The sequence below is a fragment of the Streptomyces sp. NBC_01549 genome (assembly GCF_026339955.1).
Lineage (GTDB): Bacteria > Actinomycetota > Actinomycetes > Streptomycetales > Streptomycetaceae > Streptomyces.
Genome location: NZ_JAPEPW010000002.1, coordinates 931,273 through 957,179 on the forward strand (window position 1 = coordinate 931,273; position 25,907 = coordinate 957,179).

General features: G+C 71.1%; 18 protein-coding genes. 6 read left to right on the forward strand and 12 right to left on the reverse strand.

What is annotated here, in order from left to right; genetic code table 11:
* The first annotated feature begins 21 nt into the window (after nt 1-21).
* Entirely contained in the window at nt 22-1,035 is a 1,014-nt protein-coding gene (locus OG819_RS38990; protein ID WP_266632868.1) for a Gfo/Idh/MocA family protein, read from the forward strand.
* Here the strand turns inward: OG819_RS38990 and OG819_RS38995 are convergent, their stop codons facing one another.
* Complete coding sequence (locus tag OG819_RS38995) at nt 1,036-3,057, reverse strand: phosphocholine-specific phospholipase C (protein ID WP_266632866.1); 2,022 nt, start codon at nt 3,055-3,057, stop codon at nt 1,036-1,038.
* A 117-nt stretch (nt 3,058-3,174) separates the two neighbouring features.
* Here OG819_RS38995 and OG819_RS39000 point away from each other — a divergent pair, with 117 nt between their 5' ends.
* Together OG819_RS39000 and OG819_RS39005 are read left to right on the forward strand one after the other, a co-directional pair.
* Nucleotides 3,175-3,918 carry a TetR/AcrR family transcriptional regulator gene (locus OG819_RS39000; protein WP_266653832.1) on the forward strand — a complete coding sequence of 248 codons (744 nt, stop codon included), beginning with the start codon at nt 3,175-3,177 and terminating at the stop codon, nt 3,916-3,918.
* A gap of 305 nt (nt 3,919-4,223) precedes the next feature.
* Nucleotides 4,224-5,654, forward strand: a complete 1,431-nt coding sequence (locus tag OG819_RS39005; protein WP_266653834.1) for a SpoIIE family protein phosphatase — start codon at nt 4,224-4,226, stop codon at nt 5,652-5,654.
* Nucleotides 5,655-5,717: 63 nt separating this feature from the next.
* Here OG819_RS39005 and OG819_RS39010 read toward each other — a convergent pair whose 3' ends face one another.
* Nucleotides 5,718-7,220 (reverse strand): hypothetical protein, encoded by a 1,503-nt coding sequence (locus tag OG819_RS39010; protein WP_266653836.1) that lies wholly within the window; start codon nt 7,218-7,220, stop codon nt 5,718-5,720.
* A gap of 232 nt (nt 7,221-7,452) precedes the next feature.
* Here OG819_RS39010 and OG819_RS39015 point away from each other — a divergent pair, with 232 nt between their 5' ends.
* Both OG819_RS39015 and OG819_RS39020 read left to right on the forward strand, forming a co-directional pair.
* Entirely contained in the window at nt 7,453-8,598 is a 1,146-nt protein-coding gene (locus OG819_RS39015; RefSeq protein ID WP_266589084.1) for an aminoglycoside phosphotransferase family protein, read from the forward strand.
* Nucleotides 8,599-8,927: 329 nt separating this feature from the next.
* Entirely contained in the window at nt 8,928-10,907 is a 1,980-nt protein-coding gene (locus tag OG819_RS39020; protein ID WP_266653838.1) for an N-acetylmuramoyl-L-alanine amidase, read from the forward strand.
* 63 nt (nt 10,908-10,970) lie between these two features.
* On the opposite strand, the gene OG819_RS39025 is transcribed toward OG819_RS39020, so the two are convergent.
* From OG819_RS39025 to OG819_RS39035, 3 genes are all read right to left on the reverse strand, one after another.
* Nucleotides 10,971-11,336: a hypothetical protein gene (locus OG819_RS39025; protein WP_266632856.1), complete on the reverse strand. Its 366-nt coding sequence runs from the start codon at nt 11,334-11,336 to the stop codon at nt 10,971-10,973.
* A gap of 60 nt (nt 11,337-11,396) precedes the next feature.
* Complete coding sequence (locus OG819_RS39030; protein ID WP_266632854.1) at nt 11,397-12,401, reverse strand: LuxR family transcriptional regulator; 1,005 nt, start codon at nt 12,399-12,401, stop codon at nt 11,397-11,399.
* Between the two features lie 126 nt (nt 12,402-12,527).
* Entirely contained in the window at nt 12,528-16,349 is a 3,822-nt protein-coding gene (locus OG819_RS39035) for a S8 family peptidase (RefSeq protein WP_266653840.1), read from the reverse strand.
* Nucleotides 16,350-16,605: 256 nt separating this feature from the next.
* Between OG819_RS39035 and OG819_RS39040 the strand changes: the two genes are divergently transcribed.
* Nucleotides 16,606-17,625, forward strand: a complete 1,020-nt coding sequence (locus OG819_RS39040) for an LLM class flavin-dependent oxidoreductase (protein ID WP_266632850.1) — start codon at nt 16,606-16,608, stop codon at nt 17,623-17,625.
* 16 nt (nt 17,626-17,641) lie between these two features.
* Here the strand turns inward: OG819_RS39040 and OG819_RS39045 are convergent, their stop codons facing one another.
* From OG819_RS39045 to OG819_RS39075, 7 genes are all read right to left on the reverse strand, one after another.
* The gene (locus OG819_RS39045) at nt 17,642-18,139 is read right to left on the reverse strand and encodes a hypothetical protein (RefSeq protein ID WP_060898022.1); all 498 of its coding nucleotides are present in this window, start codon (nt 18,137-18,139) and stop codon (nt 17,642-17,644) included.
* Between the two features lie 125 nt (nt 18,140-18,264).
* Entirely contained in the window at nt 18,265-21,156 is a 2,892-nt protein-coding gene (locus OG819_RS39050; RefSeq protein ID WP_266653842.1) for an AAA family ATPase, read from the reverse strand.
* A 283-nt stretch (nt 21,157-21,439) separates the two neighbouring features.
* Nucleotides 21,440-21,682, reverse strand: coding sequence for a DUF397 domain-containing protein (locus OG819_RS39055; protein ID WP_266425348.1), 243 nt, complete (start codon nt 21,680-21,682; stop codon nt 21,440-21,442).
* A gap of 83 nt (nt 21,683-21,765) precedes the next feature.
* On the reverse strand, nt 21,766-22,932 hold the full coding sequence (locus OG819_RS39060; protein ID WP_266425351.1) for a thiolase domain-containing protein: 1,167 nt from the start codon (nt 22,930-22,932) through the stop codon (nt 21,766-21,768).
* A complete protein-coding gene (locus OG819_RS39065) occupies nt 22,929-23,984 on the reverse strand; it encodes a thiolase domain-containing protein (RefSeq protein ID WP_266653848.1) in 1,056 nt (351 codons plus the stop codon). The genes OG819_RS39060 and OG819_RS39065 overlap by 4 nt, the downstream gene beginning before the upstream one ends.
* Nucleotides 23,985-24,926 (reverse strand): OB-fold nucleic acid binding domain-containing protein, encoded by a 942-nt coding sequence (locus tag OG819_RS39070; RefSeq protein ID WP_266653850.1) that lies wholly within the window; start codon nt 24,924-24,926, stop codon nt 23,985-23,987.
* 34 nt (nt 24,927-24,960) lie between these two features.
* Nucleotides 24,961-25,761 carry a crotonase/enoyl-CoA hydratase family protein gene (locus tag OG819_RS39075; RefSeq protein WP_266425359.1) on the reverse strand — a complete coding sequence of 267 codons (801 nt, stop codon included), beginning with the start codon at nt 25,759-25,761 and terminating at the stop codon, nt 24,961-24,963.
* Nucleotides 25,762-25,907 lie beyond the last annotated feature (146 nt).

The window sequence follows — 25,907 nt, forward strand, 5'->3', positions numbered from 1 at the left end:
GTCTGCCGGAGAGGTGAGCGCGTGAGTGAGCTGTTGGGTGTCGCGGTCCTGGGTACGGGCCACATGGGGGCCGACCATGTGCGGCGGATCGACCGGGTGGTGAACGGCGCCCGCATCACGGCGGTGGCCGATCCCGACACCGGACGCGCCAAGGACGCCGTGGCCGGGATCGACGGCGTCTCGGTGCACACCGAGGTCGCGGCGGCCCTCGACGCGCCCGGCGTACAGGCGGTGTTGATCGCCTCCCCCGGGCCCGCGCACGAGGAGGCGCTGCTCGCGGCCTTCGAGCGCGGTCTGCCGGTGCTGTGCGAGAAGCCGATGGTGCCTGATTCTGCCGGGGCGCTGCGGGTGGTGGAGGCGGAGGCGCGGCTCGGCCGGAGACTGGTGCAGGTCGGGTTCATGCGCCGGTACGACGCCGAGTACCAGCGTCTGAAGTCCCTGCTGGACAGCCGGCGGCTGGGCCGTCCGCTGATGCTGCACTGCACGCACCGCAACGTGTCCTCGCCGCCCGGCTTCACCTCGGCGATGCTCGTCAACAGCTCGGTCTCGCACGAGATCGACGTGGCGCGCTGGCTGCTCGGCCAGGAACTGTCCGCCGTGACCGTGGTGCGCCCTCGGCCGTCCTCGGGCGCCCCCGAAGGTCTTCTCGATCCCCAGTTCGTGCTGTTCGAGACGTCCGACGGCGCTCTGGTCGACGTCGAGGTCTTCGTGAACTCCGGCTTCGGCTATCAGGTGCGGTGCGAGGCGGTCTGCGAGTCCGGGAGCGTACGGATCGGGGACGAGCACACCATGGTGGTGACGACGGCGGGCGGGGCCCGCGAGGAGGTGGCCCAGGACTACCTCCTACGGTTCGCCGACGCCTACGACCGCGAGGTGCAGGCCTGGGTGGACGCCACCCGCGCGGGACGGGTGACCGGACCGAGCGCCTGGGACGGGTACGCGGCCTCGGCCGTCGCCGAGGCCGGGGTCCGGGCCCTGGAGAGCGGCGAGCGGGTGAACGTCGAACTCGCCCCGCGCCCGGACCTCTACGCGTGATCAGCCGCTGACGCTCGCCCTGCCCGTCTCGATGTGCCCGGTGAACCGGCGCGACCAGTTCGCGTCGGAGTCCACGGTGATCGTGAAGTCGTACCAGCCGTTCTGGTACGCGACGGCGTTGAAGCAGTCCTCGGTCGCACCGTCCGCGGCGACGGTGTACGTCCACGGCCCGTCGCCGCGGTACTGGTTCGAGGTGATCGTGAAATTCACCGGGCCGGCCGCGGAGTTGGTCATCCTGAGGTAGAGGGCGGTCTCGCCGGTGCCGGAGTCGGTGGCGTAACGGGCGCTCACCTCGGCCGACTTGCCCGCCTGGGTCGCGTCGCCCTCGAAGCGGCGCAGGAAGCGGTTGGGGCCGGCCATGGTGAAGTCGTACTTGCCGTCGCCGTACCCCGAGCCGATGTCGAAGTGGTCGCAGGCCGTGCCACCCGCGTCGACGGTGTACTGCCAGGGGGTGGTGTCGCGGTAAGCGTTCGGGTGGATCGAGAAGTGCGCGGCGCTGCCGGGCGGGGCGCCCTGGTTGGCCATCGTGAACCAGGCGAGGATCTTGCCGCCGGTCCTGAACTCCAGGTGGTCCAGGTAGCCGTTCGGCTGGTAGGGCAGGGCGCGGGCGGGCCGGGTGCCGGGCTCCTGGGCGGGCAGGGCGTTGGTGGTGGGCACCGGGTTGGGCAGGGGACCGCAGGTGGCCATGCCGATGACGCTCGTGGCGGGCAGCGGGACCGTCCCGTGGACCGGGGCGGTGAAGTCGAAGACTCCGGTGAGGTCGCCGGTGACCTTGCGGCGCCAGGCGCTGATGTTGGGGCAGGCGGCGGGCCTGCCGAGCGCCGTCGTCCACGTCTCGAGGAAGCGCAGGACCGAGGTGTGGTCGAAGACCTCCGAGGAGACCCAACCACCGCGCGTCCAGGGCGAGATGACGAGCATCGGGACACGGAAGCCGAGACCGTACGGGGCGCCGTCGAGGAACTCGCCCGCCGTGTTCGCGGGCGGGGCCGGGGGCGGCACGTGGTCGAAGAAACCGTCGTTCTCGTCGTAGTCGAGGAACAGGACGGTGGAGTCGAAGACGTCCGGGTCGGCGGCGAGCGCCCTGTACACCAGGTCGACGAAGTGGGCGCCGTCGCCGGGCGGGGCGTAGGGGTGCTCGGAGAACGCCTGGTTGGCGACCACCCAGGAGACCTGGGGCAGGGTGCCGGCGAGGACGTCGGCCCTGATGGCGGCGGCGATGTCGTCGGGGGTGGAGCCGGTGACCTTCGGCACGGAGGCCATGCCGCGGTCGTGCAGCGGGTCGCCCGCCTTGGCGGAGGCGAACTTCTTGAAATAGGCGCAGCCGTTGTCGCCGTAGTTGTCCCGCGCGTTCTGGTAGACCTTCCAGGTCACTCCTGCCGTCTGGAGCGCCTCGGCGTAGTTCTGCCAGGTCAGTCCGGACTCGTCGCCGCCGTCGTAGCTGGAGCCGTCGACCTTGCCGCTCCACAGGTAGGAGCGGTTGGGGCCGGTCGCGCTGAGGGTGGAGCAGAAGTAGGCGTCGCAGATCGTGTAGTGGTCGGCGAGCGCGTAGTGGAAGGGGATGTCGGAGCGGTCGAGGTAGCCGAGCGAGCGGACGTTGCCGACGCCCGCGACCCAGTTGTCGAGGCGGCCCTTGTTCCAGGCGGAGTGCTGCGAGGTCCAGGAGTGCGGGAGTTCGCCGTTGCACTGCGCGAGGGTCTCGCCGTCCTTGCCGCCCGCGGCGGGCGTGGAGCTGAGCTTCCACGGGTACTGCCGTCCGCCGCCGTTCGCCTGGTCGAAGACGGAGTACCCGCCGGACAGGGTGATGCCGCTGCGGTCGTCGAAGCCGCGGACGCCCTTGAGACGGCCGAAGTAGTGGTCGAAGCTGCGGTTCTCCTGCATGAGGACGACGACGTGCCGTACGTCCGAGATGGTGCCGGTCCTCACGCCGGCGGCCGCTGCCGGACGCGAGCCGACGCCCGGCGTGGCGCTCGCCGCCACGGATGTGCCGAGCCCGACGAGACCTCTTCGCCTGATCGGTGTCATTCGCCCGCCCCCTCGTCACCGGAGCACCCCGGCGGCGGGTTCCGGCGCGGGGCGCGTGCGGATCTCGTGCGGATTTCGTTAGCGGTTCATGATTACGTTATAGACTGTAACAAAAGCATGCTTCTCTATGCTGCATACGTCAAGGAGCAGTCCCCACGGACAGACGAAGAGGGCGATCACATGGCCACGGAGAGCCGGACGGGACCCGGACCGCGCGACCGGTTCCGCGCGCAGGTGCGGGAGGAGGTCAAGGCCGCGGCACTGCGGCAGCTGGCCGACGGCGGTCCGGAGGCACTGTCCCTCAACGCCATCGCCAAGCAGTTGGGCATGACCGGGCCCGCCCTCTACCGCTACTTCGCCAACCGGGACAGTCTGCTGACCGAGCTGGTCATCGACGCCTACGCCGACCTGGCGGTCACGCTGGCCCGCGCGGCCGGCGCCGCCGCGAGCGACGCGACCGCACGCCTGGCCGCGCTCGTACGGGCCTACCGCGACTGGGCGCGGAGCGAACCACACCGTTACCGACTGCTGTTCCGGGCACCCCTGCCGGGATACGACGCCCAGTCCACGCGGCTGGTCGAGGCCTCCCAGCCGGCCATGAACGTCGTACTGAACGTGACGAGCGCTCTGGCGGCCCCGGGCACGGCGGCTCCGGAGGGCTCGGAGGGCCAGTTCGGGGAGTGGCTGAAGCTCCGCGAAGTCGAAGGCGTCCCGACGGCGGTCGCCGCGCGGACCACGATGCTCTGGGCCCATCTGCACGGTCTGGTGAGCCTGGAGATCGAGCAGAACTTCGCCTCGATGGGCGTCGATCCCACGCCCCTCTACGAGGAGGAAGTGCGAGACTTCGCCCGCTCGCTGTGAACCGGGGGGAGCCTGTTCCCGAGCGCGAGCACGCCCCGCACATTTGATCGTCGAACACAAGAATGAAGAGGGGTCCTGGCTACCCCCGACCTCCCTCAAGTCACTTACGTTTTCTACGACTTGGGCGCGCGACCCGCGTACCGAATCCATGCCGGTCAGCCCGTCCGTCTGGACTGCGGCATATGCCACAAGCACCACCGGATCGTGTGTTGCCAAATCCCTTACAGGGCGTCGCGGGCTGTGCAACAGTCGTAACGGTCCTTCCGCCCAGCCTTGGTCGTACCGTCCCCCCATCGGAGTGCGTCATGCCGTCCCATCTCTCTGCGGACCGCCCAGCCGCCCAGCCGCCCCAGCGCGGCACGGTCGACGCGCTCATTTCGCAGACGCGACGGCTGCGCGGCGAGATGGACGCCGTACGGCGGGACGCTCCCCTCGACGGCGCGGACCCCCAGGGACGCTGGCAGCGTGCACTGTGCGATCTGGCGATGCACCAACTCAACGACCTCGACGAGCACTTGGCACAGTTGCGGGACGGACCCCCGCCCGCGCCCCCGGAGCCGGTCACCACGCCCGCCGCACCGGCCGCACCGGCGGTGACCCCGCGCGGCTCGCTGCTCAGCCGGGTGGGCAGCGCCGAGTGGAACCTGCTTACGGACGAGGCCAGTTGGTCCGGAGAGCTGTACGACATCCTGGGCCGCGACCCCGCCGCTCCCCCGCTCACCCTTGACGAACTGCCGTCGCTGGTGCTCGACGAGGACCGGCTGATGCTGACGGCCATGGTCACGGACTGCCTCGTCGACGCGAAGCCCATCGACGGCGAGTTCCGCATCGTGCGCCCCGACGGCGGGGTGCGGACCGTGCACATGATGGGCGAGCCGATACTCCACGCCGACGGCAGCACCGCCGCGATGTGGGCCGTCCTGCGCGACGTCAGCGAACTGCGCCGCAGCCAGCGGACGGTGAGTGAGACCCGTGAGTCGCTGCAGTTGCACCGGCACCACGCCCAGAGCGAGCACCGGCTCGCGGTCCAGTTGCAGGAGGCCGTGCTGCCGCCCTGGCACGGCTCCCTGCGCTTCCCGCAACGGGGTCCCGAGGCCCTGGACCTCGCCGCCCGCTATCTGCCCTGCTCGACCAGCGCGCTGATCGGCGGCGACTGGTACGACGCGCTGGAACTGTCCGACGGAGCAACGCTGTTGAGCGTCGGTGACCTCACCGGGCAGGGTGTCACCGTCGCCTCGGGCATGGCGATGCTGCTCGGCGCCCTGCGCGGCATGGCCGTCACGGGCGCCCAGCCCGGGCAGCTCATGTCCTGGCTCAACCAGTTGCTCGACGCCTCGGTGCAGCCGGCCCTCGGCAGCGCCGTCTGCTGCCGCTACCGGCCCGAGACCCGCACCCTCACCTGGGCGCAGGCAGGACACCCCGCCCCGCTGCTGTTCCGCGGCGGGACGGGGCGCGTGCTGGCAGCCCCCAACGGCGTGCTGCTCGGGGCGACCTCAGGGGCCGTCTACGGGCAGGCCGAAGAGACCCTCGAAGACGGCGACCTGCTGCTCCTGTACACCGATGGACTGGTCACCGGGCAGTACGGAGCACAAGCCGTCCAGCGGCTGATCGACCTGGCCCCGCGCTTGCGCGGAGCCCGCACGGCCCAGGACTGCGTACGGACGGTTGTGGAGGAATTCGGCGAGAGTGAGCGCGAGGACGACGCCTGCGTGCTCATCGCCAGGATCGGCTCGTAGAACCCGACCTGGAACCCCTTCTGTGCACACGGGCAGAAGTTCTGCGCACACAGGCAGGAGTACTCATGCCTGTGTGGTCGTGCCCCCGCGCTTCGGCCTGAGCGAGCTCTTGGGGAGGGCGAGTTGGATCTCCTCACGCAGTTCGTGGATCTTCGGGTAGCCGGAGTACTCGGCGGTGAGCCGGTACATCTCGCGCAGTCGGTCCCAGGTGCGGTGGGAGGAGTTCGCCCCCATCGACACCAGGGCCAGCCGGGCATAGCGGTCCGCCTGCTCGGGATCGTCCGCGATGAAGCACGCCGAGGCCAGCGACAGCCAGTCGAAGATCTGTGACCGCTGCCGTCCGTTCTCCCGCAGGTGCAGCGCCTCCTTGGCGTGGCGCTGTGCCATGGTCGCGGCGGCCGGGTCGTGCTCCGCGAGCGTCCGGTAGGCCAGGGCCTGCATGCCGTGCATGTCCGCCTCGTCGAACATCTGCATCCAGCTCGGCGGTGGCACATCACCCTTGTCGGAGACGAAGAGGTCCTCCGCCTCCCCCAGGGTGCGCCGCATGGCCTGGCCCTTGCCCATCGACGCCTGAGCCCAGGCCTCGATGGTGTAGAGCATGGCCCGGGTGCGCGGCAGCGTCTCGGAGCCCGAGCCCGACTTGGCGAGCTTCATCAGGTCCAGGGCGTCGTCGGGCCGGCCCAGGTGCACCATCTGACGGGCGGCGCGGGAGAGCGCCTCCCCGGCGCGCGGCCGGTCGCCGCCTTCTCTGGCCGCGTGCGCGGCGATGACGAAGTACTTCTGGGCCGTGGGCTCCAGGCCGACGTCGTGCGACATCCAGCCCGCGAGGACGGCGAGATTGGCGGCGACGCCCCACAGGCGCCGCTGCAGATGGTCGGGGTGTCGGTAGGAGAGCATGCCTCCCACTTCGTTGAGCTGGCCCACCACGGCCTTGCGTTGCAACCCGCCGCCGCGGGCCGCGTCCCAGGCCCGGAACACCTCGACCGAGCGCTCCAGTTCCTCGATCTCCTGCGACCCGATGGGGGCGGCCTCGTAACGGTCGAACCCAGCGGGGTCGGCGTGCAGGGGATTGTCGACTACAGGGGCGTCGGCCGCGAGGGCCGGATCGGTGTGGAGCCAGTCGTGCATGGCACTGTTGAGTGCGGATCCCGCGGCGAGCGCGGCGCCCGCGCCCACCAAGCCGCGTCGGTTGAGCATGAGGTCCATTCCCGTGAATTCGGTGAGGACCGCAGCGGTTCGCTCGGGCGCCCACGGCACTCCGTCGGGATGTTCCACATTCCCGCCGCCCGGCCGTTTCCCCACACGCCCGTGCCGCACCAGACCGAGGTCCTCCATGGTCACGACACGGCCGAGACGCTCGGTGAAAAGAACCGCCAGCACTCGCGGAACCGGATCGCGCGGGATCTCTCCCATGTCGATCCAACGCCGCACCCGTGAGGTGTCGGTCGCCAGCTGAGGGTGACCCATGGCCGCCGCCTGCTTGTTGACCAGCCTCGCGAGTTCGCCCTTGGACCAGCCGGCCAGGCCGAACAGATCCGACAGACGAGTGTTGGGTTGTCCGTTCACGTCAAGCCCCCAGGTTCTCGGCTGAGTTGACAGTAACCCTCTGTCAGTTGCTGAGCGACTATTCGCCAGGGTTCGCCAGGGTGCGCCAGATGGTCTGCCACTGGGCATCCGGTGTCAGGTAGGAATGCGCCACCCCGACCCGGTAGCCGAGGAACATTCCCCAGGGTGCACCAGGGCCGCCGGGGCGGGTAGCGCAGCAACTTGCAGGCACACGAAGGGATCTGTTTCGCCCATGTACACAGCATCGTCCTCCGTGTCCGCTCCACCCCGGTCGCTTCACCCCCGCCCGGCGGCGGCGGGCAGTGGCCCCTACCTCGACCCCGCTCGACCGGCGGCCCCCGTGCTCGGCGCCGGCAGGACGCGGCGCGTTCCGGGGCTCGGCACCCAACCGCTCAGCGGGAGACTCGACTTGTCCGGCCCCCAGGGCGCGCAGCTGCGCACGGCCATCGCGTCGGTGCACCGGATCTGTCCGGAGTTCACTCCGGTCCAGGTACTGCGCCGCAGCGGGCGCTCCGTGCTCCTCGTCGGCACGACGGGGCGCAGCACGGCAGTCGCCAAGTGTTTACTGGACCACTCCCCGATCTGGTCGGAGCGGATCAGGCACGAAATAGCGGCATACCGGTCGTTCGTGCGACATCGGCCGCCGGTCCGGGTGCCCCGGCTGATCGCGGCGGACCCGGACAACTGCACCCTCGTGATCGAGCGGATGCCGGGGCGGGTGGCCGCGCTGCAGCGACACCCGGCGGAGGCGCCGCCCCGCGCGGACATCCGTGCGGCACTGGGTGCGATCTGTCGGCTGAACGCGTGGCGGCCGCCGGCGGGGACGTTCGACGCCCCGCTGGACTACGCGGAGCGGATCTCCCGTTTCCATGAGCTGGGTCTGCTCACGGACCGGGACATGGGCGACCTGCAGAAGCTGGTGCACGGCATCGCGCACTCGGCGGGCCGACAGGGCATGGGCCAGTTCTGTCACGGGGACGCGTTGCTGTCGAACATCCTGCTCTCACCGGCCGGTCCCGTACTGGTGGACTGGGAGCACGCGGGCTGGTACCTGCCGGGCTACGACCTGGCGACGCTGTGGGCGGTCCTCGGTGACGCTCCCGTGGCGCGCCGTCAGATCAGTCAGCTCGCGCAGTCCGCCGGTCCCGCGGCGCGTGACGCCTTCCTGGTGAACCTGATGCTCGTACTGACCCGGGAGATCCGTACGTACGAGACCGCCGTGCAGCGTTCGATGCACGACTCGACCCCGGCGGCACCGGGACCGGCCCACCCGGGTGCTGCGCCGTCCGGCGAGGAACAGCGGCTGCTGCTGCGGCGGCTGCACGACGACTGCCAGATGGCCCGTCGGGCCGTTCGAGCGGCGGTCGGCACTCGTTGACGGGGAGGAAGGCCCGCGGTGCGCCTGAACGGCGGCGCGCCGCGGGCCTTCGTCGTGCGAGGCCTGCCGTGCGGCACCGATGTACGGCGAGCGGCTCGTCCCCTGCGGGCATCACTCCCCCGGGCATCTTCACCCGTTCGCGCCAGGGGTCCACTCCACTGACGCCTTGCAGGCCGTCCCGCTGCCGCCACGAAATCGCGTTCGTCCCGTCTTCACAAGGGAAATCGCCTGCTCCTGGGCAAGATTGACGGATCGTCGGAGAGCCGATACCACTGACCCACGATCGGCCCCGCACGCCCCAACGCGCTCGACCGTCCCAGGAGGCTGCATTGCGAGGATCTCTCATCGACCCCGAGGCCACTGCCGGGCACAGACGCGCGCGCCGCACCGCGGGCGCCGTCGCCTCGGCGGCGCTGTTGTTGCCGCTGCTCGGCGCGGCCCCCTCGAGCAGCACCGCGCAGGCGTCCTCCGCGGAGCTCCAGCAGGCCTTCGCCGGCGCTGCCGCCGAGTACCACGTGCCGCTGAGCGTCCTGCTCGGCGTCTCCTACCTCCAGTCCCGCTGGGACGCGCACGCGGGCGCGCCGAGCGTCAGCGGCGGCTACGGCCCCATGCACCTCACCGACGCGCGGACGGCCATCGCGAAGACCCCGCACCACAGCAACGGTACGGAGGACGCCCGTGGCGACAGCTCTCGCCCGCCCCTGCTGCCCACCACCCAGGTACCGCGGAACTCCCAACTCCCCGACCGACTGAAGACGTTGCCGAAGGCGGCCCGGCTCACAGGCCTGCCCGAAGAGCGGCTGCGTACCGACGCCGCCGCGAACGTGGCGGGCGGGGCCGCGCTCCTCGCCGCCGCGCAGAAGGACCTCGGCGAACCGCTGAGTGACGACGCGGCCGACTGGTACGGCGCGGTGGCGCGCTTCTCCGGCGCGGACGACACCGCGACCGCGGCGACGTACGCCAATGACGTCTACGAGGTGATCCGCCGGGGCGAGGAGCGCACCACGGACGCCGGTCAGCAGGTCGCGCTCACCGCCCGGCCCGGACTGAGCCCCGACACAGCGCCGCTGCGGCGGGCCGGGCTGCGTACCGTCTCCGCCGCGAACACCGAGTGCCCCACGTCCGTGTCCTGCGAGTGGATCCCGGCCCCGTACACCGAGTTCGGCGGCAGTGACTACGGGAACCACGACCTCGGGGACCGGCCCGCGTCGCAGAGCATCAAGTACATCGTCATCCATGACACGGAGGGCACCTGGGACGGCGTCCTGAAGATGGTCCAGGACCCGGCCTACGTGTCGTGGAACTACACCCTGCGCTCGACCGACGGCCACATCGCCCAGCATGTGAAGGCGAAGGACGTGGCCTGGCACGCGGGCAACTGGTACATCAACGCCAAGTCGATCGGCCTGGAACACGAGGGATTCCTCGCCTCGCCGGACGCCTGGTACACGGAGGAGATGTACCGCGCCTCGGCGCGGCTGGTGAACTACCTCGCCGACAAATACCGCGTTCCGCTGGACCGCCAGCACATCCTGGGCCACGACAACGTGCCCGGTCCGACCACGTCGGCCATCCCCGGCATGCACACGGACCCGGGCCCGTACTGGGACTGGCAGCACTACTTCACCCTGCTCGGCCACCCCTTCAAGCCTGCGACGAAGAAGAGTGGCGGCCTGGTCACCGTGCTGCCGAACTTCGCGACGAACCAGCCCCGCTACACGGGCTGTGTCACCGGCGGCGAGGCGTGCGCGGCGCACGGCTCCAGCGAGGTACGGCTCTACTCCCGGCCGGACGAGACCTCGCCCCTGATCAAGGACATCGGGCTGCGTCCCAAGGGCAACGACTCGACGATCGACGTGAACGACGTGGGTTCCCGGGTCTCCACCGGACAGCAGTACGCGGTCGCGGACCGTGACGGCGACTGGACGGCGATCTGGTACCTGGGCCAGAAGGCCTGGTTCAAGAACCCGCAGAGCCGGCCGACGGCGGTGAACGCCTCGGGCCAGGTCATGACCCCCAAGGCGGGCCTCACGGAGATCCCCGTGTACGGGCGCGCCTATCCGGAGTCTGCGGCATACCCGGCGGGCGTCCCCGTCCAGGCCGTCTCGCCGCTCCCGTACAAGATCCCGGCAGGCCAGAAGTACGCCGCCGGCGACAAGGTGCCGGGCGAGTACTTCTACGCGCCGACCTTCGACACGGCACCGCACAAGGTGGTGATCGGCAAGGACATGTACTACGAGATCCAGTTCGGCCACCGGGTGGCGTTCGTCCGGGCGGCGGACGTGAACGTGACGCGCTCGCGCGCATAGGTGCCGGGGGCTGGGGGGCCGGGCCGCGGACACCGCCCCGGCCCCCCAGCTCCCGTACCGTCGCTACTCCGACCAGTCGAGCTGGTGTTCCGGGACCCCGAAGGTCCAGCCCACCGCCCGGGCCTCGGCCCGTGCCGCGCGGTCACCCCGCGCGTACCGCATGACCTGCCCCGGGAACACCACGAACGTCTCGTCGGCGGACCGCAGATCGGCGTACCAGCCGGGCTGGTCCAATGCCTCCGAGATCGCCTCGGCGACCTCCGCCGCGCGCGCCGCCGCCACACTGAACTCGATGACCGTCCAGACGTCCGGCTGCCCGGCCCCGACGTTCTGCGGACGGAACCGATAGATCTCCCGGGTCTCTATCCTCAGATCCTTCAGGTGGGTACCGACCTTCAGACTTTCCACGATGAGTGAACCGTCGGTCATGGGGACTCCTATCGGTGGCGGGCACGTACGGCCGGGAGACGGGCGCCGGGCCCGTCCGCGCTACACCCAGTCCCGGCGAGCGGCCTGCCAGGCCAGTTGCATACGGGTGGCCGCCCCGGCGAACGTCATCAGTTGCTGGATGTGACGTTGGACCGTACGCCTGCTCAGGCCCATTTGCGAGGCGATCGCCTTGTCCGTGACGCCCGCGACGAGCAGGGAGAGCAGCCGTCGGTCCGTGCCGGAGAGAGAGTCGGCGCCGGACGTCCCGTCGGTGCCGCTGACCGTTCCAAAGTCGTCGACACGCAAGGGGACGGCGTCGTCCCAGTAGCGTTCGAAGAGTGCGATGAGCGCGGCGAGGAGACTGCTGTCGCGCACGAGGGCCGTGGTGGGTTCCTCGGGGCTGCCGTAAGGACCACCGGGCACGAGGGGGCAGATGGCGATGGCGCGGTCGGACACGGCGAGCCGCAGGGGCAGATGGGGTACCGCGCGGGCGACTTCGCCGGCCCGTACGCCCTCGATAACGTTGTCCACGGCTCCCTCGTCGTCGAAGAACGCCTTCTCGTAGATGGCTCGATAACGCACGCCACGGGCCAGGGCTTCGAACTCCGCTTGGTTGCTGCCCGACGGCATGGCCACGTACTGGGCCTTGCAGAACCACAGCATCTCGTCGCGGGTGTCCGCCTGGATGCGGCGGAGGTGCTGGCGCAGCGCGTCCGCCCCGGTGATCACCTCGATGAGCTCACCGGCGTCGCGCCGGCGCATCGTGTCCCGGTAGGTGTCCAGCAGGGAGGTGGCCGTGGCGCGAGCCTGGTCGAGGGCGTCGGCGTTGCGTTTGAGCCGGGGCATGAGGGCCACGTCGGGTGGTGTGGCCCGGTAGAGCCGTGGTGATCCGTCGGTGTGGCTGGCCAGTCCCTTGGCCGTGAGCGCCTCGAGGGTCTGTTCAGCCTCCACGGTGGTGACGTCCGATCGAATCGCGAAGTCGCCCGCCGAGGCGTTGCTCATCGTCACCAGAATCCGGTAGGCGGACTCCTCGGCATCGGTGACCCCGGCGGCTTCCAGTGTCACGGTGTTCTCCTCGGTTCCACCCCGTCCATTGGTTGAACACCGTACTGCATGTATGTGGACGGGCGGCGGGTGCACGGCCTCGTCGCTCTGCCGTGCACCCGCCGTGTGCGCTGTTCGCCGTCGCGACTACCCCCGTTGCAGGTAGGCGCGTTCCACTGTCTGTCGGACGCTGTCGCCGAGCCGGTCGCGCGCCGTGACACGCAGGGTCACATACGCGTCGCCGTGGCCGGAGGGCCGGGTGACGGTGGCACGGAACGCGTTGTGCCCGCGGTCCTTCACGGCCGCACCGCTCCAATGCCTGCCGCCGTCGTAGGACACCTCCACCCGCAGCGACACTCCGCGCGGGGCGGACTGCCCGTCCTGGGCGCGGACGGCCAGGCCGATGGTGTGTGTGCGCCCGGCTCCCACCGCGTTGTGCGCGTCGACCGGTACGTCGTAGTCGAGTTGCAGCAGGGACAGCGGTGTCGCCGTGGCCGTGGTCGCGGACCGGAAGCCCCAGGAGGTGTCGGTACGCGTCCCGAACGCCCACTCGTCGTCCACGCGCGAGGTCGTCAGGTCCAGCCGGTAGTCGGCCGCGCCCGGGGTCACCTCGAAATCGGTCCAGGCGCTGTCGGCGTCGGCGACCTTCACCCCGTCGCGGTAGAGCGCCGCGGCGGCCGTGTCACCGCCCGGCGCGTCGGCGGCCGTGGCGAATCCGCCCACCCCGCCGCCGCCACCGGCGAGCAGCCGTGACCAGTGGCCCGCCGTGGAGTCGGTGAACTCCGGGATGCGCAGGGCCAGTACGTCTCCGGTCCGTACGGAGGGCGTCGCGGTGCCCTTGGGGATCGAGGGGCGCACCACGGCCCCCTGCCAGCGCTCTGCCGGCTGCTGGCCTGCCCGGTAGGTGCGGGGCCTGTCTTTCATGCCCACGGCCAGCGGCATGTCGACGTCGAACGTGGTGGTGTGATGCACCAGGTGCTGCCAGGTCGTGTCGTTCGCGCTGACGTACTCGGTGCGGGCGAAGCCCGTCGGCACGTAGCGGGTGTACTGCAGCCAGGCGGTGTCCTGGTAGGGGCGCCAGGCGAACCGCTGCTCACTGGCCCAGGGGGCTCCTCCGTTGTCGGCGTAGGTGGTCCGCAGCACCGCGCTGTTGCGCTCGGACACCGTGTACACCACGTGCCGAGGTATCTGCTGGGAGGACGTCTGCATGACGTCGTAGAGGTACGGGCTCTTCGCCGTTCCGGTGAATCGGACGGTGGTGGCCGGGTGCTTCTTCAGCCGGTCGAGCAGGGCGGCGCCCGCCGCCTTGCCGATGCGGACGGTCGGCACGGCGTTGCGTTCGCCGTCCGGGCTCCAGCGCGTCCAGGCGATGTCGGCGAAGTGGGTCATCACCAGTCCGCGTGCGCCCGCGGCGGCCGCCTGTCGGGCCAACTCCCTTTCGTTCGTGCCCTGTTCGTTGCGGACGATCGCGAGTTTGCCGCGGGCCCTGCTGAAGTCGGGCTTGTCGAACGTGCCCGCGTCCACGGCGGTCAAGGTGGCGCCGCCGGCGTCGAACAGTGGTGAACTCGGCATGTAGTACGGGTTGAGGGCGAGGCCACCGCCCGAGACTTTCGCCTCGATCAGCGGGGCGACCAGCTGCCAGCGCGAGGCGAACTCGAAGGTGCCGTCGGTGACGGCCGCGGTGGGGCTGACGTAAAGCCGCTTGGCGAGGTCGAAGTACATCGTGCCCTGGAGGAGGCTGTGTCCGTCGATCTGTCGGTAGGTCTGGTAGTTGAGGATGCCGCGCTGTTCGGCGGGCCGGGGTGTGCGGATGTCGACCCGGGTGGTCTTGCGGGCGTCCAGGGTGACCGCCATGTCCTTGGTGACCTTCACCTCCGGCAGGACGACCTGGCGCAGTTCCTGTCCGTCGTCGGCCGTGTCCAGGCTGGAGTAGTCGAGTTGGTAGGTCCCTTCCTCGACTTCGGCGACGGCCGGCTCGGTGCTGACGTAGCCGACGAATCCGTCCGGGCCCCAGATGGTGGGCAGCGCCTGGACGCGCTTGCCGGTGTGGTCGTAGGTGGTGACGGTGAGCTTGTGGACGGGGCCGTGCACCACGATGCTGACCGTGGTGTGGACCTTGACCGCGCCATCGCTCGTCGCGGCGGTGACATAGCCGTAGTAGTCGCCCCGGCCGGCCAGGGAGGGGTCCACCGTCAGCGGCACGTCCACCGTGGCGCCGGCGGTGATCCGCACCGTGTCGGAGCCGAGTCGCAGCGCACCGGCCGCGAGGTCCCGGCCGCCGCTGGTCGCCAGGTGCGCGGCGAGGGCGAGGGTGACTTCCTTGTCCGAGGTGTTGCTGTAGCGGACGGTGGCCGTGCGCGGGTCGCTGTCGTCGCCGCCGGTCCCGTAGGGCCCGAGGGCCACACTCCCGGTGGCGGTGACCGGTCCGAGAGCCGCTGCGGCCACGTCGACGCGGCCGCCGCCCTCCTCGGTCACCTGCTGTCCCTCGACGGTGTGCGCCGTGCTGATGAGCGCGTCCTTGAGCTGCTGTCCGCTCCAGGTGGGATGCGCCTGGGCGAGCAGCGCGGCGGCGCCCGTCACATGCGGGGTGGCCATCGACGTACCGGAGGCCGCCACGTAGTACTGGTCCACCGGGTCACCCATGGTGGTGCCCGCGGCGCGTGCCGCCACGATGCCCACGCCCGGCGCGGTGACGTCGGGCTTGACCGCGCGGTCGCCGTGGCGCGGACCGCGGCTGGAGAACGCGGCGAGTGAGTCGTCCCGGTCCACCGCGCCCACGGTCAGTGCGGCGTCCGCGGCGCCGGGCGATCCGATGGTTTCCTGGCCCTGCTCTCCGCTGTTGCCGGCCGCCACCACGAACAGGGCGCCGCTGGAGCTGCTGAGTTCGTCGACGGCGAGGCTCATGGGGTCGGTGCCGTCGCTCACCTCGTCCGAGCCCAGGCTCATGTTGACGACCTTGGCGCCCTCGGAGGCGGCCCACTCCATGCCGTCGATGACCTGCGACTCGGTTCCGTAGCCGTCGTCACCCAGGACCTTGCCGATCAGCAGGTCGGCGCCCGGGGCCACCCCCTTGCGGAGGCCACCGGACGCGGCGCCGGTCCCGCCCACCGTGGAGGCGACGTGGGTGCCGTGGCCGAAGACGTCACCGGTGCCGGAGCTGCCGGAGAAGTCCTTCGCCTCGCTGATGCGTCCGGCCAGGTCCGGGTGGGTCTGGTCGACACCGGTGTCGAGGACCGCCACCTTGACGGACCTGCCGTCGTACCCGGCCTTCCAGACCGCCGGGGCGTTGATCTGTGCGGTGCTGCGGTCGAGGGCGGCGTCCACCCGGCCGTCCAGCCAGATCCTGGGCGTGGCGGCCACACGCGTGGCGCTCACCGTGTTCGGGGTGGGGGCGAGTTGGTTCCAGAACCGGCCCAGGTCGTCGTCGGAGATCCGGACCGCCTGTGCGTCGATGCTGTCCAGGCCCCGGGCGGGCGCGTCGTCCTCGGTCAGTGTGGTGAGCCTGCGTACCGCGGAGGCCGAGACGCCGTCCGGTCGGCCGATGATCAGGGGGAGGGTGTCGGTGTGCGCCGCGTCGTACTTCTGCTTGATGAGCGCGCTGACGTTGAACAGCTGCCGGTCCAGGCGCCCGGCGGAGACCAGGTCCTGGGCGTCGGAGGGCATGACCGTGAGGTCGCCGTCCTGTTCCACGGTCCGGAACAGGATGCCGCTTCTGCCGCTGCCGGGCTCGACGGCGGCGATCCGCTTGCCGTCGCTGTCCGTCGTGACGGTGACACGGTCGCCCGTGATCAGCCGTACGGTGGCGCCGGCGCCGGGCGAGGTTCCCGCCGAGGCAGCCGTGGCCGCTGTTGCCGTCGTGGTCGTCCCGGCCGTACTGGGCACACCAGCGGCACCGGCCGCCGTCGGCATGCCGCCGGCGGTCAGCGCCAGGCCGGCCGATATCACCGCCGCGAGGCGGATCCGTCTCATCAGGTCAGCACCTTTCCATGCATGGTTGTGCGCGCGAGGAGATCTTCATGCGGGTGCTGCACAGAATCCGCCGCCGCCGGACGTGATGTCACCGCTTCCCGATGGCGCGGATGGGACATGTCGCAACCGCGCCACCCCGCGGACTCCGCGAACACGGGGCGGGAGCGCGGAAACCGCCTGCCACCATGGGCATAGTCGGCGTGGCGCTGACGTTCGACTGTTCAACAGAGATCATCGCGAACGTTGGAGGAGCCCCGTGCCACTGCCCTCACACCCCTTGCGGAAGCTGGGCTTCCTGACCATCGGGTTGTTCGACGAGGCCGACCCGCGGCGTGGCCACGAGTCGACGCTGGAGATCATCGAGCTCGGTGAGCGGCTGGGATTCGACAGCGCGTGGGTGCGACACCGCCATCTGCAGTACGGGATCTCCTCCCCCGTCGCGGTCCTGGCCGCCGCCTCGCAGCGCACCAGCCGGATCGAGCTGGGGACGGCGGTCATCCCGGTGGGCTGGGAGAACCCGCTGCGGCTGGCCGAGGACCTGGCGACGGTCGACATCCTGTCCGGGGGCCGCCTCAACCCGGGCGTCAGCGTCGGCCCGCCGATGCACTACGACCAGGTCAAGGAGGCTCTGTACCCCGACACCGGCGGCGTCGAGGACTTCAGCCACGCGCGGGTCGAACGGCTGCTGGATTTCGTGCGCGGCAAGCCGGCGACCGACTTCAGCGGCGTCGAGGGCTTCGAGGTGTTCTCCGACCGTGTCCAGCCGCACGCCGCGGGTCTGGGGCGACGCATGTGGTACGGCGGCGGCAGCCTGCGCTCCGCGCAATGGGCGGGCGAACACGGGATGAACCTGCTGACCAGCAGTGTCGTCAAGGCGGAGGAGTCCGAGGACTTCGCCGAGATCCAACGGTCGCACATCCGGACCTTCCGCGCCCACCACCCCGACGGCGACCGCGCCCGTGTGTCGCAGGGACTCGTCGTCATCCCCACCGACAGCGCCTCACCCGAACAGCGCAAGAAGTACGAGGAGTACGCCCTCAAGCGCACTCCTCGTACCGCGACTCCGCAGGGCCCGGCCCGGATGATGTTCGCGCCCGACCTCGTCGGCACCTCCGACGAGATCGCCGAACGGCTGTACGCGCACGCCGCGTTCCAGGAGGTCGACGAGGTCGCGTTCGCGCTGCCGTTCACCTTCGGGCACGAGGACTACGTGCAGATCCTCACCGACATCGCCACCGGGCTCGGCCCGGCGCTCGGGTGGCAGCCGGCCGTCTGAACGCGGCGCCGGGGCCTCAGCCCTGCTGGAACAGCTCTGGGGGCAGGGGCTTGAGCAGGGCGTACAGGTCGTCGGTGATGGGGCGGTCCCAGGCGGCGATGGTCACCAGGACGTTGTCGTCGCGGTCGAACTGCACGCAGGAGATGCGGGTCTCGGAGAGCTTGAGACGGCGCACGATGAGGAGACCGTCACCCTGCATCACCGGGATGTCCTCGGTCCCGGTGACGGTGACCTCCTCGTCGTTCTCCAGCGCCAGCAGCAGCTGGGCCACCTCGAAGGGGATCTCGTCCTCGGCGACCTCGCGGGCCGGGGACCCCTCGGGCAGATTGCCGATGATCATCGCGGGGCCGCGGCCGCCGAACAGGTCATAGCGCAGGAAGACACCCTGGCAGCTGCCGTCGGGGGCGGGCAGCAGACCCGCGCCGAGATTGCCCGGCCAGTCACCCGGGTCCATGGCCAGAACGTCGAAGTCGGGCCCGGCGGGCGTGGCGCTGCGGCGGCGGAGGAAGGACATGCCGCAATGGTACGTGCCCGGACGTGAACCGGGCCCTGGGGGCGTCCCCCGTACGTGGCCACCGGGCCCGTCATACGGGGCCACCGGGCAGGTTGTACGGGGGGCTGCCGTTCGGTCGTACGGGGCTACCGGGCCGGTTGTTGGCCGAGTGCCGCCGCCAGTCCCGTACGGTCCGTGCCCACCTTCCGGTAGACCGCCGAGAGCAGACGGACGACGGTCGGCTCGTCGGTCCCCAGCTCCTCGGCGACCTCGGTCGTGGTGCGGCCCCGGGCGGTGAGCGCGGCGGCCGCGCGTTCGCGGGCGGTGAGCGTGTCCGTCTCGGTGCTGTGCAGGCGGCGCGGGCGCAGTCCGGCGGCGGCCAGCTCGGCGCGGGCCTCGTCGCCGAGCCCGTCGGCGCCGCACTGCATGGCCGCGTCCAGTCCTCGGTAGAGGTGTTCGGCGGCTTCCCTTGGAGAGCCCGAGCGGCGCAGTTCAGTGCCCAGGGCGACCAGCGCGCAGGCCAGTTCGTAGGCGGCCGGGGAGCGCTCCAGGTGGCTGACGGACTCTTCGAGGAGCTTGACGCGGGCCGGGCCGGAGGAGACGTCGGCCGCGGCCCGCAGGGCCTGCCCGACGGCCGAGGGGGCGCCGAACTGGCGGGCGCGGTGTACCGCTTCGAGTGCCGTGGCGACGGCGCGTTCCGGCGCGTCGTGGCTTTCGGCGCGGGCGAGGTGGAACTGCCAGGGACACCAGGAGGGGTTGCGGATGCCGCGCGGGTCCAGGCGGCGCCCGGCCGCCTCGAGCTCGGCGGCGGCGTCCTTGGTGAGGCCGCGGGCGAGCAGCAGTTCGCCGTGCACGGTCTGGACGTCGGGGAAGGTGACGGCGGCCGGGAACGGCGCGCCGAACGCGTGGTCCTCGCCGATCTGGGTGGCCTCGGTGACACGGCCGCGGGCGAGCAGGATCTCGATGATGACACCGACGGCGTACCAGTGGACGGGGGTGCCGGCGCCGACACGTTCGGCGAGCCTGAGGCCCGCGCGGGCGAAGTCCTCGGCCTCGGCGAGTCGGCCGCGGCGGTAGCGGACGTATGCGAGGAGGGTGTAGCCGAAGGAGAGGTGGGCGCCGTGCCAGCCCTGGGACTCGAAGTCGGCGATCCCGGCGGCGAACAGTTCCTCGGTGCGGCCCGGGCGGTCGGCGTACATGAAGGTGAGGGCGACCAGGGCGGGCACCTCGAAGCCGCGGTCGGCCTCGGCCCAGCGGAACTCTCCGGCGAGGGCTCGTTCGGCGTGGTGGAGCGCGATGTGGGCGGGCTCGCCGCGCAGGGTGGCGTCCCAGGCCCGCAGGCCGATGACATAGCGCTCGGTGAGGTCGCGTCCGGTGAGCCGGTCGGCGAGGCGGGACAGGCGGCGGGAGCGGGCCGGGGAGTCGGGTTCGTCGGCGCGGAAGGCGTCCCACATGAACTGTTCGGACTGCATGCGCAGCCGCACCCGGGCGTTGCCGGTCACCCGGATCTCACGGGCGAGTGTCTCGGAGGCCTCGACGAGCCGGTCGCTGTGGGCGAGGACCTGGGAGAGCCGGTAGACGATGTTGTGGCGCAGCTCCGGGTCGCTGATGGGTTCTTCGAGGGCGGCCCGGAGGTGGTTGACGGTGGTCGCCGGTTCGGTGAGCAGGGACGCGCAGCCCAGTTCGTGGAGGACCGCGGCCCGCTCCTTGAGGGGCGGCGGTTCGCGCAGGGCCCGGGCGAGGTAGCGGCGGGCGGCGTCGGGGGCTCCGGCGCGCTGGGTCTCGCGGGCGGCGGCGCGCAGTTGCTGGACGACCCAGTTGTCGCCCTCGGGGTGGGTCTCCATGAGGTGGCGGGCGGCGGCGGAGGGGCCGAGCCCTTCGTCGATGACGCACCAGGCGGCCTGCCCGTGCAGGGCCACGCGGACAGCGCCGGGGATGGCGCGGTAGACGGCGGTGGCGATGAGCGGGTGGACGAACTCCAGGGTGTCGGCGCCGGCGAGGATACGGGCGCCGCGCAGGGCGTCCGCGGCGTCGGCGGCCTCCTCGGAGCCGAGTCCGGCGACGGCGGCCGCCAGGGTCGGCGGGATCTCGGTGCCGAGGACGGCGCAGGCCCAGGCGAAGCGGACGGTGGAAGCGCCCAGGCGTTCGAGGCGGGCGATCAGGCCGCTGCCCTTGACGGCGGCCGCGAGGTCGCGCAGCAGGTGCGCCCCTTCCTCGGTCGGGACCAGTCCGCGGTCGCGGACCTTCGCGGTCAGCTCCACGGCCTCGAAGGGGTTGCCCGCGGTGACCGCCCAGCACTCGCGGCAGAACACGTCGTCCGCTCCGGTGCCGAGGTCCTCGCGGACGAGTCCGGCGACGGCGGCGGCGCTGAGCGGTTCGAGGTCGAGGGGGCGCTGGCCCGCCCGTCCGGGCAGGCCCCTGAACGCCTCGGCGTGGTCGGGGAGTTCGTCGGGCCGGTAGGCGACGGTCAGCAGCAGCGGCAGTTCCTCCGCGCGCGGCGCGAAGGCGGCGAGCCAGCTCAGTGACTCGGGGTCGGCCCAGTGCGCGTCGTCGAGGACGAGCACCATCGGGGCGCGCTGCACCGCGAGGTGGGTGAGCACCCAGTCGAGGCCGTCGCGCAGGCCCTGCGGGTCGGGCGCGGCGCCCTCGGACGGGGCGCACAGGCCGAGCGCGGGGCCGACGATCGCGTACCAACTCCCCAGCTGGGCGCGGATTTCCGCCTCCGGGGACCCGGCGAACTGCGGTTGCAGGAGCTGGCGGGCGACGTGGAAGGCGACACCCTGTTCCTGGTCGCCGCCACGCGCGGACAGGACCGTGCAGCCCCGGGCGGCGGCGCGACGGCGCACCTCGGCGAGGAGGGTGGTCTTGCCGATTCCGGCCCGCCCGGCGAAGGCGAGGAGTGCGCCGCGAGGCCGTTCGGGTCCTTCGGTGCCGTCCTCGCGCAGACCCGTGAGTTCGTTCAACGCCTCGTCGGCGGCGGCGAGTTCACCCTCCCGTTCGAAAAGTGTCCTTCTGTTGCGTACACCGCGCTGTCCCATGGTCCACCCCCTGGTCACGGCGGTGTGGTCCGCGCGGGGAGCGGATGCGTACCGTGACCTCCAGGGACCTCAGCGTACGCTCGTAGCGCCTTGCGGGGAGCCCTTCCGCCGCTACCGGCTCACACCACCAGAGGCTGTTCGGGACGCTGTTGGTGAATCCGCCGCCGGGTACACCCCCTCCTCGAAACCGTGAACACTTAAACGTGTAAGTGTTCACGGTTCCCGGCAGACATGGGGTCGGACCGACGTCACTCAACGGATTCGCCAACAGCGTCAGGTCGGCTCAGGTCAGGTCGAACTCTCCCTCGCGGGCGCCCGACACGAACGCGCCCCACTCGGCCGGTGTGAAGATCAAGGAAGGGCTCTCGGGGCGGCCACTGTTGCGCATCGCGATGAAGCCCTCGACAAAAGCGATCTCGACGTCTCCCCGCCCTCGGCTGCTGGACTGCCATTCAGCGTTGCTGAGGTCCAGCTCAGGCTTGTCCCACCCCGCCAGCGGGTGCTGCTCGATGGTGCTCTCGGCCACGTCCGTGCTCCTCCCGGTTCGTCGTCCGCCGCCAGCCTAGCGATCGGTTCCGGCGGCGGACAGGCCACGTGAGGGGGACGGTTTCAGGAGGTGGGCGGCGCGGCCCCGACCAGCCACATCGAGAAGAACTGGGATCCTCCTCCATAGGCGTGTCCCAGCACCCTGCGAGCCCCTTCCACCTGGTGTTCTCCGGCCTGACCGCGCACCTGAAGTGCCGCTTCGGCGAAGCGGATCATGCCGGACGCGCCGATCGGATTGGTGGAGAGGACACCGCCCGACATGTTGACGGGCAGGTCCCCGTCAAGCTCGGTCACACCGGATTCGGTGAGCTTCCAGCCTTCGCCCTCCTCGGCGAAACCGAGGTTCTCCAGCCACATGGGCTCGTACCAGGAGAAGGGCACGTACATCTCCACGGCGTCGATGTCACGGCGCGGGTCCGCGATGCCCGCCTGCCGGTACACATCGGCCGCGCAGTCCTTGCCCGCCTGCGGCGACACACAGTCCTTGCCCGCGAACAGGGTCGGCTCGCTGCGCATGGCGCCGCCGTGCAGCCACGCGGGCGGCCGCGGCGAGCGGGCCGCCCCCGCCCGGTCGGTGAGGATCATCGCGCAGGCGCCGTCCGAGGACGGGCAGGTCTCCGAGTAGCGGATCGGGTCCCACAGCATGGGCGAGGCCTGGACCTTCTCCAGCGTGATGTCGTGCTCGTGGAGATGCGCGTACGGGTTCTTCAGCGCGTTGCGCCGGTCCTTGTACGCGACCAGCGAGCCGACGGTGTCGGGCGCGCCGGTACGCCGCATGTACGCCCGTACGTGCGGCGCGAAGAAGCCGCCCGCCCCGGCCAGCAGCGGCTGCTGGAAGGGGATCGGCAGGGACAGGCCCCACATGGCGTTCGACTCGGACTGCTTCTCATAGGCCAGGGTCAGGACCGTGCCGTGGACGCGGCCCGCGACGAGGTTGGTGGCGACGAGGGCCGTGGATCCGCCGACGGAGCCCGCCGTGTGCACGCGCAGCATCGGCTTGCCGACCGCGCCGAGCGCGTCGGCGAGGTACAGCTCCGGCATCATGACGCCCTCGAAGAAGTCGGGCGCCTTGCCGATGACGACGGCGTCGATGTCGGCCCAGGTCAGCTCGGCGTCGTCGAGGGCGCGCCGGGCGGCCTCGCGGACGAGTCCCGCGATGGACACGTCCCGTCGGGCCGCCACGTGTTTGGTCTGGCCGATGCCTACGACGGCCACGGGCTCCTTGTTCATCGGGGATCCCCTTCGAGTACGGCCACCAGGTTCTGTTGGAGGCAGGGCCCGGAGGTGGCGTGGGCGAGCGCCCGGTCGGACTCCCCCCGGTGGATGCGGGCGGCGGCCTCACCGATGCGGATGAGCCCGGCGGCCATGATCGGGTTGGCGGCGAGGGCGCCGCCGGACGGGTTGACGCGCACCTCCTCGCCGAGCCGCAGCGCCTTGCGCAGGACCACCTCCTGGGAGGTGAACGGCGCGTGCAACTCGGCGGTGTCGACGGGGTGTTCGAAGGCTCCGGCCCGCTCGGCGGCCAGGCGGGTCGACGGCGAGTCCGTCAGGTCGCGCACGCCGAGGCTGTGCGCCTCGATGCGGTGGTCGATGCCCCGGATCCAGGCGGGCCGTTCGCACAGCTCGCGGGCCCGCTCTCCGGCCGCGAGGATCACGGCGGCGGCACCGTCGCCGACGGGCGGGCAGTCACCGACGCGCAAAGGCTGTACGAGGTATTCCCCCTGGTCCACCGAACCCCGCAGTTGCGCATGGGAGTTGGCGGCGGCCGAGGCACGGCTGCGGGACGCCACACCCGCCAGCGCGGGCTCGTCGGTCTCGCCCGCGTCGATGAGCGCCTGTGCCTGGAGGGCCGCGAGGGCGACGGAGTCGGGCCACAGGGGCGCGAGGTAGTACGGGTCGAGCTGCCGGGTCAGGACGTCCCGTACGGATCCGGGTGACGACTTCCCGTACCCGTACACCAGCGCGGTGTCGGCGTCCCCGGTGAGCAGTTTCGTCCAGGCCTCGTACAGCGCCCAGGCCCCGTCCATCTCCACGTGCGACTCGGAGATCGGCGGCCAGGCACCCACCCCGTCGAGGGCCATGGTGAAGGAGAAGGCGCGGCCCGCGAGGTAGTCGGACGAGCCGGAGCAGGTGAAACCGATGTCGCTGGTCTTCAGCCCGCTCTGGTCGAGGACGGCGTGCAGGACCGGGATGAGCATCTCCACCTCGGAGAGCTCGTCCGTGGTGCGCAGATGGTCGCTCTGCGCGAAGGCGACGACGGCGATGTCCCTGCTGGACGGCATCTACAACAGCTCCTTGTACGAGTCGTACTCGGCGTCCGGTTCGCCGGTGGGCCGGTAGTGGTCGGGATAGCGGCCGCCCTCCGTCCACACCGGCTCCACCCGCAGCCCCATGCGCACCTGGTCGTAGGGGATGCCGCCGATCCGGCCGTGCAGCGCGAGGTCGGCACCGTCGAGGGCGATGTGTCCGTAGACGTAGGGCACTTCGATGTCGAGGTTCCTGGCCTTGATGTTGACGATGCAGTACGTGGTGACCGTGCCGCTCGGGCCCACCTCCACCTGCTCCGAGGTGGCGACACCGCAGGTGGGGCACGCGCCCCTGGGCGGGACGTACACCTTGCGGCAGGACGGGCAGCGCTCGCCGACGGTGCGCCGCGAGGAGAGGCTGTTGATGTAGGCGGACTGGGCGCGGCCGGGCGAGTAGACGTAGTCGAGGCGGGCGGGGGCGACGATGCCGGTCACCATGTCCTCGAACCGGCCGTCGTGGCCGGCCGTCTCCGGCCGGTCTCCGTCGTACGGCTCGAAGCAGGCGATGTCGGTGATGGCGCCGGTGCGTTCCGCCGCCCAGCGGACGCGCACGCGCATACCAGTGCGTACGGCGTCGGGGCCCGGCGTGTCGAGGGCGTGCAGGAGGGCGGTGTCGGCGCCGTCGAGCTGGACCAGGACCCAGGCGAAGGGGGTGTCGAGGGGTTGGCCCCGACGGGGTTCGTGGTTCCAGGCCCAGGTGGTGACGGTGCCGGTGGGGGCGACCTCGACGAGCTCGCTCAGGTCCTCCGCGGTAACGGGGTCGTACTCGACGGGCGGGACGAGCGTCCGGCCGTCGGCGGTCTTCACACCGAGGACGACGCGCTCACGCAGCCCGGTGAGAAACGCGCTCTGGACGGGGCCGAGCGAGCGGGTGAAGGGGAACTCGACGACGAGGGGGGCTTTGAGGACTTCGGGCATCCCGGATGTCTCCTTAGGGGAGGGGGATCGGACGTCACGCGCGCCGATAGACAGGTGGGCGTTTCTCGGCGAAGGCCCGGGAGCCCTCCTTGGCGTCGGCGGTGTCGAAGATCGGCCAGCCGCGGGTGAGCTCGGCGGCAAGGCCCTCCGTCTCCGTCATCTCGGCGGTCTCGTACACGGACGCCTTGACCGCCTCGACCGCCAGCGGCCCACAGGCGTTGATCCGTTCGGCGATCTCGAGGGCCTTCTGCCGCGCCGTGCCGTCGGGCACGACGTGTCCGACCAGGCCGATCCCGGCGGCCTCCCGCGCCGAGTACGGGCGCCCCGTGAGAAGCATCTCGAGGGCGTGCGTGCGCGGGATCTGGCGTTGCAGACGGACCGTCGAGCCGCCGATCGGGAACAGCCCGCGCCTGACCTCGAAGAGCCCGAAGGTCGCCGACTCACCCGCGACCCGGATGTCGGTGCCCTGGAGGATCTCGGTACCGCCCGCGACACAGTGGCCCTCGACGGCGGCGATCACCGGTTTGCGGGGGCGGTGGTGGCGCAGCATCGCCTTCCAGTGCAGATCGGGGTCGGCCTTCAGCCGGTCCCGGTACTGCTGGCCCTCCATGCCCCGCCCCGCCAGCGCCTTGAGGTCCATGCCGGCACAGAAGGCGTCCCCCGCACCGGTGAGCACGATCGAGCGGATCGCGTCGTCCTCGTCGGCCTCGATCCAGCCGTCGTGGAGACCGACGAGCATCGGCAGCGAGAGCGCGTTCTTGGCCTCGGGCCTGTTGAGCGTGAGCACCAGTGTGGCGCCTTCGCGCTGCACGGTGAGGTGTTCCGTACCACCCATTGCCGTCCTCCCGTCAGACAGGCTCTCTGGAACGAGAACAGGTTGCAGTAGGCGCGGAACCAGTACAAGAGTTTTCTGACAGACAGTCAGATTTCTTCTGCGCTGACCCTTCCCAGTTGTGGCGGGCTTTGCTCTGATGGCCGTCG